The 13552-nt window shown below is 65.0% G+C and carries 12 protein-coding genes; 11 read left to right on the forward strand and 1 reads right to left on the reverse strand.

Annotation, left to right across the window (positions count from 1 at the left end; genetic code table 11):
- The first annotated feature begins 20 nt into the window (after positions 1-20).
- The 9 genes from miaB to A8950_RS18085 all read left to right on the forward strand — a co-directional run bounded on the left by miaB (position 21) and on the right by A8950_RS18085 (position 9458).
- Positions 21-1451 carry a tRNA (N6-isopentenyl adenosine(37)-C2)-methylthiotransferase MiaB gene (gene miaB, locus A8950_RS18045; RefSeq protein ID WP_407644242.1) on the forward strand — a complete coding sequence of 477 codons (1431 nt, stop codon included), beginning with the start codon at positions 21-23 and terminating at the stop codon, positions 1449-1451.
- Positions 1448-2515, forward strand: coding sequence for a PhoH family protein (locus A8950_RS18050; RefSeq protein ID WP_133615072.1), 1068 nt, complete (start codon positions 1448-1450; stop codon positions 2513-2515). Before miaB ends, A8950_RS18050 begins: the two co-directional genes overlap by 4 nt.
- On the forward strand, positions 2512-3072 hold the full coding sequence (gene ybeY / locus A8950_RS18055; protein ID WP_243735697.1) for an rRNA maturation RNase YbeY: 561 nt from the start codon (positions 2512-2514) through the stop codon (positions 3070-3072). Before A8950_RS18050 ends, ybeY begins: the two co-directional genes overlap by 4 nt.
- An 11-nt stretch (positions 3073-3083) precedes the next feature.
- Positions 3084-4010 (forward strand): hemolysin family protein, encoded by a 927-nt coding sequence (locus A8950_RS18060; protein WP_133615073.1) that lies wholly within the window; start codon positions 3084-3086, stop codon positions 4008-4010.
- A gap of 7 nt (positions 4011-4017) precedes the next feature.
- Positions 4018-5562 carry an apolipoprotein N-acyltransferase gene (lnt, locus tag A8950_RS18065; RefSeq protein ID WP_133615074.1) on the forward strand — a complete coding sequence of 515 codons (1545 nt, stop codon included), beginning with the start codon at positions 4018-4020 and terminating at the stop codon, positions 5560-5562.
- 316 nt (positions 5563-5878) lie between these two features.
- Positions 5879-6313, forward strand: a complete 435-nt coding sequence (locus tag A8950_RS18070; RefSeq protein ID WP_456073076.1) for a helix-turn-helix domain-containing protein — start codon at positions 5879-5881, stop codon at positions 6311-6313.
- A 253-nt stretch (positions 6314-6566) separates the two neighbouring features.
- Positions 6567-7736: a methionine adenosyltransferase gene (metK, locus tag A8950_RS18075; protein ID WP_133615076.1), complete on the forward strand. Its 1170-nt coding sequence runs from the start codon at positions 6567-6569 to the stop codon at positions 7734-7736.
- Between the two features lie 11 nt (positions 7737-7747).
- Entirely contained in the window at positions 7748-8455 is a 708-nt protein-coding gene (gene trmB, locus A8950_RS18080) for a tRNA (guanosine(46)-N7)-methyltransferase TrmB (protein ID WP_133615077.1), read from the forward strand.
- A gap of 82 nt (positions 8456-8537) precedes the next feature.
- Positions 8538-9458 carry a tetratricopeptide repeat protein gene (locus A8950_RS18085; protein WP_133615078.1) on the forward strand — a complete coding sequence of 307 codons (921 nt, stop codon included), beginning with the start codon at positions 8538-8540 and terminating at the stop codon, positions 9456-9458.
- A gap of 24 nt (positions 9459-9482) precedes the next feature.
- On the opposite strand, the gene map is transcribed toward A8950_RS18085, so the two are convergent.
- Positions 9483-10304 carry a type I methionyl aminopeptidase gene (gene map / locus A8950_RS18090; protein ID WP_133615079.1) on the reverse strand — a complete coding sequence of 274 codons (822 nt, stop codon included), beginning with the start codon at positions 10302-10304 and terminating at the stop codon, positions 9483-9485.
- Positions 10305-10437: 133 nt separating this feature from the next.
- Here map and A8950_RS18095 point away from each other — a divergent pair, with 133 nt between their 5' ends.
- Complete coding sequence (locus A8950_RS18095) at positions 10438-13077, forward strand: helicase-related protein (RefSeq protein WP_133615080.1); 2640 nt, start codon at positions 10438-10440, stop codon at positions 13075-13077.
- Positions 13074-13478, forward strand: a complete 405-nt coding sequence (locus A8950_RS18100; RefSeq protein WP_133615081.1) for an RNA-binding S4 domain-containing protein — start codon at positions 13074-13076, stop codon at positions 13476-13478. The genes A8950_RS18095 and A8950_RS18100 overlap by 4 nt, the downstream gene beginning before the upstream one ends.
- Positions 13479-13552 lie beyond the last annotated feature (74 nt).

Here is a 13552-nt window from a genome sequence, read left to right on the forward strand (position 1 = left end):
TTAGAGGACCCGCACCGACCTTGGGCAAGAAGCTCTTCATCAAGACCTATGGCTGCCAGATGAACGTCTATGATTCCGCCCGCATGGCGGATCTGCTGACGCCGCTCGGCTATGGCATCACGGAAGACCAGGCGGATGCCGACATGGTCATCCTCAACACCTGCCATATCCGCGAGAAGGCGTCGGAAAAGACCTTCAGCGAATTGGGTCGCCTGCGCGCCCAGCGCCATGAGCGCCAGCAATCGGGACGCGACACCATCATCGCGGTGGCCGGCTGTGTTGCCCAGGCCGAGGGCGCCGAGATCATGCGCCGCATTCCCGACATCGATATCGTGCTGGGGCCGCAGACCTATCACCGACTGCCCGAGATGGTGGCCCGCGCCACCCGCGCCCGGGAAGAGAAACTGGGGCGGAGCGGCAAGCCGTTCCGCGGCGCCAATCTGCTCGACACCGAATTCCCGGCAGAATCGAAATTCGACCACCTGCCGGAGGCGGCTGCCCCGCAGGGCGTCACCGCCTTCCTCGCCATCCAGGAAGGGTGCGACAAATTCTGTACCTTCTGCGTCGTGCCCTATACCCGCGGCGCCGAGTTCTCGCGTCCCGTCCAGCAGATCACGGCGGAAGCGCGGCGACTGGTCGACCAGGGCGCCCGCGAGATCACGCTTCTCGGCCAGAACGTGAATGCCTTTCACGGCGAGGGGCCGGCGGGTGGCAGCTGGAACCTGGCGCGGCTTGTCCGCCATCTTGCCGACGCGCTGCCCGATCTCCGGCGCATCCGCTACACTACATCGCATCCCCGCGACATGGATGACGACCTCATCCGCGCCCATGGCGAGTTGCCGCAGCTGATGCCCTTCCTGCACCTGCCCGTGCAATCGGGCTCGGACCGCATCCTTGCCGAGATGAACCGGCAGCACGATGCCGATCATTTTCGCCGGATCATCGAGCGCCTGCGCAAGGCGCGTCCCGATATCGCGCTTTCCTCGGATTTCATCATCGGTTTCCCCGGCGAAACCGATGCCGACCACCGGGCGACCGTGAAGCTGATCGAGGAGATCGGTTTTGCGCAGAGCTTCAGTTTCAAATATTCGGCCCGCCCCGGCACGCCGGCTGCCGTGCTGGAACGCCAGGTGCCCGAATCCGTGATGGACGGGCGCCTGCAGGAGATCCAGGCGCTGCTGGAGCGGCAACTGACCGAATTCAACCGCGCCACGATCGGCCGGCGCGTGCCGGTCCTCATCGAGAAGCCGGGTCGCCATCCGGGACAGATGATCGGCAAGTCGCCCTGGCTGCAGCCGGTGCATGCGCTGCTGCCGGCCGGAACCATCGGCCGCGAGGTCGAAATCGAAATCACCGAGCTCAAGCATTACAGCCTGGGCGGCCAGCCCACTGGCCTTCAGCCGGCGGCGGGCTTCGCCGCGGAGCCACAACCGGAGAGAGCCATCGCGTGAGTGCCACCCCCCTCGCCCCGATCGCCCCGCCCTTGCACCTGCAATTCGAAGACAACCGATTATTGCCGCAGCTCTTCGGCCAGCATGACCAGAACCTGGCGCGGATCGAGCAGCAGCTTGGCGTTTCCATGGTCTCGCGCGGCAACCAGCTGGCAATCTCGGGCGAACCGGAAGCGGTCGCCACCGCCAAGCAGATCATGACCAGCCTCTATCAGCGGCTGAAGCGCGGCCTCGAGGTTGACCGCAACGAGGTCGACGCGGCACTGCGCCTCGCCCGCGCCGACGAGGGCATGGAACCCAATCTGTTCGATGGCGCCAAGGACGGCACTGCGATCCGCACGGCGCGGCGCCACATCACGCCGCGCTCGGCCATGCAGGCCAAATACATGCGCATGCTGCACGAGAAGGAACTGGTCTTCGGCCTGGGCCCCGCCGGCACCGGCAAGACCTATCTTGCCGTCGCCGTCGCCGTGGCCATGCTCACCAAGGGGGCGGTCGACCGCATCATCCTGTCGCGCCCCGCGGTCGAGGCCGGCGAGCGTTTGGGTTTCCTGCCCGGCGACATGCGCGAGAAGGTCGACCCCTATCTGCGCCCGCTTTACGATGCGCTCAACGACATGCTGCCCGCCGACCAGGTGGTGAAGCGCATGACCTCGGGCGAGATCGAGGTGGCGCCGCTGGCCTTCATGCGCGGCCGCACCCTGGCGCATTCCTTCGTCATCCTGGACGAGGCGCAGAACACCACGCCGATGCAGATGAAGATGTTCCTGACCCGCCTCGGCGAAGGCTCGCGCATGGCGGTGACCGGCGACCTGTCGCAGATCGACCTGCCGAGCGGCACCAAATCCGGGCTGAAGGATGCGCTGGAGGCGGTCGAGCATATCCCCGAAATCGGCATCGCCCGCTTCAACGAGGTGGATGTCGTGCGCCATCCGCTGGTGGCCCGGATCGTCGGCGCCTATGATTCCCGCGACCGCAAGCAGGCCAAGGCCGCCAAGGATGCGGCCCGGGAATCCACCAGGGAATCCGGAGGCCGGGAAACCACGCCGCGCAGCGGGGTGTGACGTCCGGCGCGCACATTCCGAGCCTGCGTATCGCCATCGAGGTTGCGCGCCAGGGCTGGACACGGTCGCTCCCCGATGCGGCAAAACTCGGCCGCCAGGCGGCGCGACGGGCGCTCAAGGCGGGCCTCGCCAGCGGGCAGCCCCGCCCGGCCAGCCTTGCCGGCCGCCCGTCCCTGCAATGTGCGCTGATCCTCAGCGACGACGCGCCGGTGCGTGTTCTCAACCGCGACTATCGTGGCAAGGACCAGCCGACCAACGTCCTCTCTTTCGCTGCGCTGGACGGCCTTCCCCTTGATTCCAAAGGCCTCGCCCACCATTTCCCGACCGATGCGCCAATCCATCTGGGGGACGTGATCCTGGCGCTGGGGACCCTGAAACGCGAGGCGCGGGAACAACACAAGTCCCTGAAACAGCACTATGTGCATCTGGTGGTGCATGGTGTGCTACATTTGCTGGGCTTCGATCACATGCGCGCGCGAGATGCGCTCAGGATGGAGGCGCTGGAGCGGGAGGTGCTGGCCGGTCTCGGCTGGCCGGATCCCTATTTGTTGGTGTAACTGGAAAGAAGATGAGCGACATACCGACTAGAAGCGGCGCGGCTGAGGAGAACGGCAGACCGCGCCTGGGTTTCAAGAACCTCCTGAAAATGTTCCGCCGGCGGACCAGCAGCGAAAGCGCGCTCAGGGATGCGATCGAGGAATTGATCGAGGAATCCGAGGCTGGCGACGATGGCGAGACGCCACTCGATTCCAACGAATCCTCGCTGCTGCTCAATGTCCTCAAGCTCGGCGATCTCACCGCCTATGACGTGATGGTGCCGCGCGCCGATATCCGCGCCCTGCCCGAGACGGTCGATCTCAAGGGCCTGCTTCAGACGGTGCGCGAATTCGGCCATTCGCGCCTCCCCATCTATGCCGAGGATCTCGACGACATCATCGGCATCGTCCATGTGAAGGACGTGCTGACCGCCTTCACCGATCCCGATTCCTTCCAGTTGAAGAAGATCCTGCGCGAGCCGATGTTCATCTCGCCCTCGATCCGCGTCCTCGATCTCCTCCTGCAGATGCGCCAGAACCGCGCCCACATGGCCCTCGTCGTCGACGAATTCGGCGGCATCGACGGCCTCGTCACCATCGAGGATCTGGTCGAGGAGATCATCGGCGAGATCGAGGACGAGCATGACGTGGTGAAGGGCCCGCATCTGGTCAGCCGGCCGGACGGCACGCTGCTGGCCGATGCCAGGACGCCGATCGAGGATTTCGAGGAGAAGGTGGGTTCGGTCTTGACCGATGACGAGCGCGAGGCCGATATCGACACGCTGGGCGGCCTTGTCATGTCGCTGACCGACCGCGTGCCCATTCGCGGCGAATTGGTGACACACTCCTCCGGTATCGTCTTCGAAGTGCTGGACGCCGACCCGCGGCGCATCAAGCGCCTGCGGGTGCGCAACATCCCGCCGCAGGCGTCCGGGGAAAAGAACAAGGACAAGGACTAGCCCCATCTTGCACCGGCTTGCGCAATGCTACGCCCGTCTCGGGTCTCTCTCCCCCTGGGCGCGGCGCAGCCTCGCCGTGTTGCTGGGTGCGCTGGGGGCGCTTGCCTTCGCGCCGGTCAATGCAATCCCGGCCATGGCGGTCGCCCTCGTCGGCCTGTTCTGGCTGATCCAGAGCGCGCCCACGCGGCGGCGCGCCTTCAACGTGGCATGGTTCTGGGGCTTCGGCCATTTCGCCGCCGGCAATTTCTGGATTGCCAACTCCTTCCTCATTGATGCGGCGCGCTTCGGCTGGATGATGCCGCCGGTGATCGGCGGCCTTGCCGCCTTTCTCGCGCTCTATCCCGGTCTGGTCGGGGCCGCCCTGTGGCGGCGCGACGATCTGTCGCCCGGCCGCATCCTCGCCTTCGCCGCGCTCTTCACCATCGGCGAATGGCTGCGCGGCCATGTGCTGACCGGCTATCCCTGGAACCTCACCGCCTATGTCTGGGATGCCAGCGTCGCGATGATGCAATCGGTCGCGCTGTGGGGTGCCTGGGGCCTCGGTTTCGTGACGGTGCTGGTCTTCACGCTGCCGGCGATGTTGGGTGCTGCAACCGGCCGGCGTCAGCTTCTATTCCTCGGCGGCGGTCTTGCCCTGCTGGCCGGGCTATGGCTCGGCGGGTCGCTGCGCCTCGATGCCGCGGCGTCGGCCCATGTGCCGGATGTCAGGCTGCGCATCGTGCAGGCCAATATTTCGCAGGCCGAGCGCATGCTGACCGATCCCGGTTTGCGGCACCTCGAGAAGCATGTCGCCCTCACCCGCATGACGCCCGGCTTCGGCGAGTCCAATGTCGTGGTCTGGCCCGAATCCGGCGCCGACTTCTTTCTCGAGCGCAAGCCGGATCTGCGACAGTTTATCGCAACGGCTGTACCGCCGGGCGGTACGCTGCTGACCGGTACAATTCGCGGTTGGCCCGAGACCGGCAAGATTTCCGAAATCTGGAACTCGCTGACGGTGCTCGACGGCAGCGGCAATCTGCTGGCGACAGCCGACAAGGCGCATCTGGTGCCGCTTGGCGAATACGTCCCCTTGCGGGACTTGTTTCCTTTCATCAACAAGTTGACGCCGGGCTCGATGGATTTCTCGGCCGCAGCCGGGCCGCAGACCATTGCCGTGCCAGGCGCACCCGATGCCGGCCCGCTGATCTGCTACGAGGTGATTTTCCCGGGTGCCGTGACAAATCCGGTGCGGCCGCAATGGCTGGTGAACATTACTAATGATGGCTGGTTCGGCATCAGCCCGGGCCCTTATCAGCATTTTGTCGCGGCGCGCTTCCGTTCGGTCGAGGAAGGCCTGCCAATGGTCCGCGCCGCGAATACCGGCATTTCAGGCATAATAGATTCCTATGGCCGGATCGAAGCGATCAGCGAACTGGGAACCGAAGCCGTTCTTGACGGCGCCTTGCCGGTGGCCCTGCCGGCGACGGTTTTCGCGCGCTGGGGCCTTTGGCCCGTGATCTTGCTTGTAACTATTGGTATCATTCCCCTGCTGCTCCAGCGGCTGCCAAGGTAGCGTCTGGAACTTTCTCGCGGTTAGGTTGTTGCCATCTTGGGCGGCCGCAGCAGCCCTGCCATGCAGCCGCCGACGAAGCGATTGACCGCCCATCTGCCTTGTGACAAGACCAAGTCGTCAAGGGATAACCTGCAGTCGGAGGGGCTGGGATTGCAGGAGCGGCTCGACGCCGTGCGAAAGCCAGAATTGGCGCCGGGCGCATTAGCAGAAAAAAAATCTGTCGACCTGTTTCAGGTTGGACCGCGAGGAGACAAGAAACAAAATGGCAAAGGGTACCAAGCAGGGCGCCGGCAAGGGGCGCAAGTCTTCCGGCCGCATGGCGAGCAAGGGATTCCCCAACCCGATCGACGTGCATGTCGGCCAGCGCATCCGGTTGCGCCGCACATTGCTGGGCATGAGCCAGGAAAAGCTCGGCGAGGCGATCGGCCTCACCTTCCAGCAGGTGCAGAAATACGAACGTGGCGCCAATCGCGTCGGGTCGAGCCGTCTGTTCGACCTCGGCCGCGTGCTCGACGTGCCGATTTCCTATTTCTTCGAGGACATGCCCAACAGCGTGCAGGAGAAGAGCCCGTCCAAGCTGATGGGTGTCTCGACGCCGCCGGCCGTGGATTACGAGCCCGACCCCATGGCCAAGCGCGAGACCCTGGAACTGGTGCGCGCCTATTACAAGATTCCCCAGGCCTCGGTCCGCAAGCGCATATTCGAGCTTACCAAGACCCTCGCCAAGAGCAGCGGCGGCGACGAGGATTGAGGCCCGTTTTTCGGGGATTCATCAGGGGATTCTGGGCAGCCTGCCCGCGCCCAAAACGCGCTTGACCGCGGATTCCCGCTCAACCATGATCCCGGCCGCGCTGCGGCCGGGATTTTTCATGGATTCGGCGCCGGGGAGAGCCCTAACAGGACCGCTATCCCGGCAAGCCATAGCCCCGCTTGAGCCAACCCACTCAGGCCTGCCTTGCTAGGCCGCGTGAACTTGTCGAACCTTTATTGCGGGAACCTGCCTCGTGTCCAAATCCTCCTATCTTTTCACCAGCGAAAGCGTGTCCGAAGGTCATCCGGACAAGGTCTGCGACCGGATCTCGGATTCGATCGTCGACCTCTATCTGGCCGCCGAACCCGAGGCGCGCGTCGCCTGCGAGACGCTGGCCACCACCAACAAGGTTGTCCTGGCCGGCGAGGTGCGCGGCCCCGCCTCGATCACCCATGAGAAGCTGGTCGAGACGGCGCGCCGCGCCATCAAGGAAATCGGCTACGAGCAGGAAGGCTTCCACTGGAAGACCGCCAGCATCGATTGCTACGTGCATTCCCAATCGGCCGACATTGCCCAGGGCGTCGATGCCGCCGGCAACAAGGACGAAGGTGCGGGCGACCAGGGCATCATGTTCGGCTATGCCTGCAAGGAGACGCCGAGCCTGATGCCGGCGCCGCTGCAGTATTCTCACCAGATCCTGAAGCTGATGGCCGAAGACCGCCACAGCGGCAAGGTCAAGGGTTTCGGCCCCGACGCCAAGAGCCAGGTGACGCTGCTCTACGAGAACGGCAAGCCGGTGAAGGCAACCTCGGTCGTCGTCTCGACCCAGCATGATGCCGGTCTCGAGCAGAAACAGGTCCGCGAACTGGTCCGCCCCTATGTCGAAAAGGTCCTGCCCAAGGGCTGGTTCCCGAGCGAGGACGAGTTCTACGTCAACCCGACCGGCAAGTTCGTGATCGGTGGCCCGGACGGCGATGCCGGCCTCACCGGTCGCAAGATCATTGTCGACACCTATGGCGGTGCAGCGCCCCATGGCGGCGGCGCCTTTTCCGGCAAGGACCCCACCAAGGTCGACCGCTCGGCTGCCTATGCCGCGCGCTATCTGGCGAAGAACGTGGTCGCCGCCGGCTTTGCCGAGAAATGCGTGATCCAGGTTGCCTATGCGATCGGCGTCTCCAAGCCGCTCTCGCTCTATGTCAACACGCAGGGCACCGGCACGGTGGACGAGGAGCGGATCGTGAAGGCGCTGGGCGAGCTGATGGATCTCAGCCCCCGCGGCATCCGCAAGCATCTCGGCCTCAACAAGCCGATTTACGCCCGCACTTCCTCCTATGGCCATTTCGGTCGCGAGCCGGAAGCCGATGGCGGCTTTTCCTGGGAGAAGCTCGACCTCGTTGCCGGGCTGCAGGCGGCCCTCGGCTAAACGGCGCCGTGATGAAGAACGACCACGCCGCGGCGCCGGAGAACACGGCGCCGCGGCGAAATTTTTATGGCCGCCGCCAGGGGCGCCCCTTGCGCGAAAACCGCAAGCGGCTGGTGGAGGAATTGCTGCCGCGTCTCGCGGTCAGACTCGACGGCGTGGCACTCGATCCGGCGACGCTGTTTCCCGGCAAGACCGGCGTCTGGATGGAGATCGGCTTCGGCGGCGGCGAGCACATGGCCGCCCAGGCGGCCGCGCATCCGGAAATCGGTTACCTCGGCTGCGAGATCTTCCTCAATGGCATCGCCTCGGCGCTGGCGCATGTCGATGCCGGGAAACTTGCCAATCTGCGCATCTATCCTGAGGACGTGCGCGACCTGCTGGATGTGCTGGCGCCCGCCTCGCTCGACCGGCTCTTCCTGCTGTTCCCCGACCCCTGGCCGAAGGCACGCCATGCCGGGCGGCGCTTCGTCAACCAGAAGAACCTCGACCGCGTCGCCGAACTCTTGAAGCCCGGCGCCGAGTTCCGCATCGGCAGCGACGACCCCACCTATGTCGGCTGGGTGATGATGCATATGAGCCGGCGGAAGGATTTCGCTTGGACCGCCGAGCGGTCGGGCGACTGGCTCAATCGCCCCGCCGACTGGCCCGCCTCGCGCTACGAGCAGAAGGCCATCAAACAGGGGCGCAAGCCGCATTACTTCATCTATCGGCGAATTTGAAGTCAGCAGTGTTTCACGCTTTTCGATAGAACTACTTTATGATATGCTACTTTTGAGTTTAATAAAAATATTCTGATGCGCCATGCGAGATGATACTCTGGCTAACGCCGAACGCGGCGACGCCGACGCCCAATATCATCTGGGCATGTGCTTCTATCACGGCGTGATGGCATCGCCGGATTTCGAGGAGGCGGCGCGATGGCTCAGGCAGGCTGCGGCACAAAATCACCCTCGCGCCCTTTACGAGCTTGGCTTGATGTATGTGCGCGGCCACGGCGTTCTTGAAGACAAGGACAAGGGCCATGCGCTTCTGCTGAAGTCAGCTGAACTCGGCTATGGCGAAGCGATGAATGCACTTGGCAGCGCTTATTGGCGCGGAACATTCGGTCCACCAGATTTCGAGGCCGCCAGGGCATGGTTCCGCAGATCAGCTGATAGTGAGGATCCCGACGGGCTCTATTACCTTGGCCTGACCTATGAAGAACAAGGTGATTTCGGGACAGCTGCGTCAATGCATCGCCGTGCCATGAAATGGCATCATGCCGAAGCAACCTGCCGCATGGCCTATTTCCTGCTCGAGGGAAAAGTCGAGCCACAGGATATCGAGCAGGCGATTGAACTCTATGAACTTGCAGGTGGTGAATACCAATACCCGTCTGCTTACTTTTTTCTCGGTGACCTTTACGACAAGGGACGCTACGTCCCTCAGAACCTTGTCGAGGCGGCTGGGTACTACTTCCTGGCGGCGGACGAAGGCATAGCAAGCGCACAATTGCGCTACGCGGAACTGGCCGAACTCGGCCACGGCGATCCGAGCGCCCCTTATGACGCGTATGTCTGGGCGCGAGTTGCGCTCGAGCACCTATCCGATCCTGAAGAGATTGCGCGCGGGCAGCAGTTGTTGGCGCGGATGAAGGCTGCGTTAGGCCCGTGGCAATTGGCGGAAGCAGAGAAGAAGGCAAGAAGCACGATCACCTTCCTTCGTCAGGACGGACACTGTTGAATAAAACCGTCGATGATGGCGGGTTCAGGCTGCCAGCTTCCAATAGATGTCCTTGGGTGACAGCGTGAATATCTCGACGCCGGTCTCGGTGACGCCGACCGAATGCTCGAACTGCGCGGAGAGGGATTGATCGCGTGTCACTGTGGTCCAGCCGTCGCCCAGGATCTTCACATCCGCCTTGCCGGCATTCAGCATCGGCTCGATGGTAAAGATCATGCCGGGTTCCAGAACCACGCCGGTGCCGGGCTTGCCGTAATGCAGCACCTGCGGCGCGTCGTGGAAGACGCGCCCGACGCCATGGCCGCAGAAATCCTCGACCACCGAGAAGCGGTTCTTGTGCGCCAATGTCTCAATCGCATGGCCGACATCGCCCAGCGTGTTGCCGGGCTTCACCTGGGCAATACCCGCCATCAGCGCCTGGTAGGTGACGTCGCAAAGGCGCCGCGCCTTCACGCCGGGCGCGCCCGCGATGAACATGCGCGAGGAATCGCCATGCCAGCCATCGACCAGAGGCGTCACATCAATATTGAGGATGTCGCCATCGCGCAGCACCTTGGCATCGGACGGGATGCCGTGCGTCACGACATGATTGACCGAAATGCAGGAGGCGTGGTTGTAGCCCTTGTAGCCGATGGTGGCGGCGATGGCGCCGTGATCGCGCATGAAGCTGTCGCAAAGCCGGTCAAGTTCGCCCGTGCTGATGCCCGGCCGCACGTGATCGCCGATGAAATCGAGGGTGAGGGCGGCAAGATGGCCGGCCTTGCGCATGCCGGCGAACCCTTCGGCATCATGGAGCGGAATGGGCCGGCCGGTCATGTCGCGCTGGGTCGAATAACGCTGGGTCATGTGGGGCGTTCTAGTGTGGAACGCAGCTAGGGTCAAATCCGCCTGCTGCTGCCCCCCCCTCGACCCTTGTGGGGGAGACTGCGCGGCAGCGCCCTTGCAATTGGCCCGCGCCGGGGCCAATTCTGGGGTCATCATGAACGCGCTGGCGCCACGCCTGACGGCGGTCCTGGGACCGACCAATACCGGCAAGACCTATATGGCCATGGAAAGGCTGCTGGGCCACCGTTCCGGCATGATCGGCTTTCCGCTGCGCCTGCTGGCACGCGAGAATTATGACCGCGCGGTGAAGGCGGTGGGGGGCGAGGCCTGCGCCCTGGTGACCGGGGAAGAAAAGATCATCCCGCGCGGGGCCCGCTATTTTTTCTGCACCGTCGAATCCATGCCGCTGGACCGACCGGTCGCCTTTGTTGCGGTGGACGAGATCCAGCTGGCGGCGGATAGCGAACGCGGCCATATCTTCACCGACCGGCTGATGCGCGCGCGCGGACTGGACGAGACCATGTTCATGGGTTCGGATGCGGCGACACCCTGGGTCAAGCTGCTTGTCCCCGGAATCGAAATCATCAACCGGCCGCGCTTTTCCACGCTCAGCTACGCCGGCGCCCGGAAGATCACGCGCCTGCCCCCGCGCTCGGCCATCGTCGCCTTCTCGGCCAGCGACGTCTACGAGATTGCCGATCTTATCCGTCGCCAGCGCGGCGGCACCGCCATCGTGATGGGGGCGCTCAGTCCCCGCACGCGCAATGCCCAGGTCGAGCTCTATCAGGCCGGCGAGGTCGATTACCTGGTGGCGACGGACGCCATCGGCATGGGCCTCAACATGAATGTGAATCACGTCTGCTTTGCGAGTTTGCGCAAATTCGACGGTCGCCAGCCGCGCCCCCTCACCCGCGCCGAGGTGAGCCAGATCGCCGGCCGCGCCGGACGTCACATGAGCGACGGCACCTTTGGCACCACCGCCGAGGTGGGGCCGATGGACCCGGAACTGATCGAGGCGGTGGAACAGCACCGCGTCGAGCCCATCCGGCACCTGATGTGGCGCAATGCCGAGCTCGATTTCCGCTCGATCGAAACGCTGCTCAGAAGCCTCGATGCCCGCCCACCCTTTCCCAATCTCGTTCGCCAGCAGGAGGCACTCGACCACCAATGCCTCGCGGCGCTGGGGCGCGATCCGGAGATCCAGGCGCTCGCCAATTCCAGGGTGCGTGTGGCACTGCTCTGGGACGTGTGCCAGGTGCCGGATTTCCGCAAGCTGATGACCGATGCGCATCTTCGCCTGCTCGGCCAGATCTTCCGCCATCTGGTCGGCAATGGCGGCCTCGCCATCGGCAGGCTGCCGACCGACTGGATCGCCGACCAGATGCAGCGCCTCGACCGCATCGACGGCGATATCGAGCATCTGACCCAGCGCATCGCCCATATCCGCACCTGGTCCTATATCGCCCATCGCGGCGACTGGATCCGGGATTCCCCGCATTGGCAGGGCCGCGCGCAGGCGATCGAGGATCGCCTGTCCGACGCGCTGCATGACGCGCTGACCCAGCGTTTCGTCGACCGGCGCCATGCCGCCCTGCATCGTCATCTGAGCGAAGGCGGGACGCTGGACGGGCGCGTCGAGGGCGATGGCCGTGTCATCGTCGCGGGACATGAGGTGGGCCAGTTCAAGGGCTTCGACTTCCATCCCGAGGTCGATGCCGGCACCGAGGAAGCCCGGCCGCTGCTGGCCGCTGCCAGGCGCGTGCTGGGACCCGCCATCCGCATCCAGGTGACCGAGATGGTGGCGAGCCCGGATGCCGATTTCCGCCTGGGCGCCGATGGCAGCGTGACCTGGCGCGGCCATGCCGTGGCACGTCTGGTGCGCGGCGACCAGCCCTGGCGGCCCGGCATCGAAGCGCGCGCCATCGACCTCGTCGACGGGCGTCAGCGCCAGGCCATGCAGCAGCGCCTCAGGCATTGGCTGGAGCGACTGCTGAAACATCGCCTGCAGCCGCTTTTCGCGACGCAGGCGGCGAAGCTGGAAGCCGGCGCGCGCGGCCTGGTCTATCAACTGGGCGAGGGATTGGGCGCCCTCAGGCGCGATACCGTGCGGGCGCAGCTGGCCAGCCTGACGGCCGAGGACCGCAAGGCGCTGGCCATGCTGGGTGTCCGATTGGGTGCCGTCACCATCTGGCTGGCGCGGCTGGACGACAAGCGTCAGCGCCGCCTGCTGCGCCTGCTGGCGGCCTTGTGGCACCGCCTCGCCCTCGACGCGGCGGGCAAGCCCGACCCGGCGACGCTGGATGCCGCAGCACTCGAAGCCTGGCAGATGGCAAGCGGCCAGCGCGTCATCGCCGGCCGCGCCTTCGCCTTCGGCGAGTTGGAACGCCTCGCCCAGAGCCTGCGCGATGCGGCCGCGGCGAAGACATTGTCGGCGGACGAGGCCAATGCGGCGAAACTCTCCATGACGCCGGAGATGCTGGGCCAGGTGATGCGGGCCCTTGGCCTCCGCGCCACCCTGCCGGGCGGCGTACGCGCGCCGTCGCGTGCGGCCCGCAAGAAGGCCGCGCTGCAGCGGCGCCGATCGGATTCCGTGCGACCGGATCAGCCGCGGCCGGAAGCGCCGCGGGCTGCCAGGATCGACCCCAATTCGCCCTTTGCCGCCCTCGCCGTATTGCGCGATCGCTTCGAGGCGCCACCCGTGCCGGTCCGGCCGGCACCCGCGCGCCGCAGGCGCCGGCGCAAGCGCCCGCAGCCGCTGGATGCTTCACCGATGCGGGACCCGGACGGCAAATGAGCGAACCGGTCCGCATCGACAAATGGCTGTGGTTCGCGCGCTTCCTCAAATCGCGCAGCCTGGCGACGGCGCTGGTCGGCAGCGGTCGCCTGCGCGTCAACGGCCAGCCCATGGCCAAGGCACATTACGCGGTGAAGGCAGGGGACGTGCTGACCTTTCCTCTGGGACCGCATATCCGCGTCATCAAGGTGCTGGCGCCGGGGACACGCCGCGGGCCGGCGCCAGAGGCGCGCCAGCTCTACGACGATCTGGAGCCGCCGCCGGAACGGATCGTGCGTCATGAGAAAACAGATATGACAGGCCAGCCGCCGCGCCGCGATCCAGGCAGTGGCCGCCCGACCAAACGCGAGCGCCGCGCCCTCGATCACCTGCTGGATCGCGACCGACCTGGAGAGGAGTGATCTGCAGATTCAACAGCGCCGCCTTGGCAAATCGTCGCAATGCACATATCGCCACTGGCGGTGTGGTTGCATGG

This window comes from Dongia mobilis (assembly GCF_004363235.1).
Classification (GTDB): domain Bacteria; phylum Pseudomonadota; class Alphaproteobacteria; order Dongiales; family Dongiaceae; genus Dongia; species Dongia mobilis.

Coding starts and splice junctions, on each gene's coding strand:
- A8950_RS18060 (WP_133615073.1), top strand. CDS start 3,084: ATGAGCGACATACCGACTAGAAGCGGCGCGGCTGAGGAGAACGGCAGA.
- map (WP_133615079.1), bottom strand. CDS start 10,304: ATGACCCAGCGTTATTCGACCCAGCGCGACATGACCGGCCGGCCCATT.
- trmB (WP_133615077.1), top strand. CDS start 7,748: ATGAAGAACGACCACGCCGCGGCGCCGGAGAACACGGCGCCGCGGCGA.
- A8950_RS18085 (WP_133615078.1), top strand. CDS start 8,538: ATGCGAGATGATACTCTGGCTAACGCCGAACGCGGCGACGCCGACGCC.
- A8950_RS18100 (WP_133615081.1), top strand. CDS start 13,074: ATGAGCGAACCGGTCCGCATCGACAAATGGCTGTGGTTCGCGCGCTTC.
- A8950_RS18095 (WP_133615080.1), top strand. CDS start 10,438: ATGAACGCGCTGGCGCCACGCCTGACGGCGGTCCTGGGACCGACCAAT.
- A8950_RS18070 (WP_456073076.1), top strand. CDS start 5,879: ATGGCGAGCAAGGGATTCCCCAACCCGATCGACGTGCATGTCGGCCAG.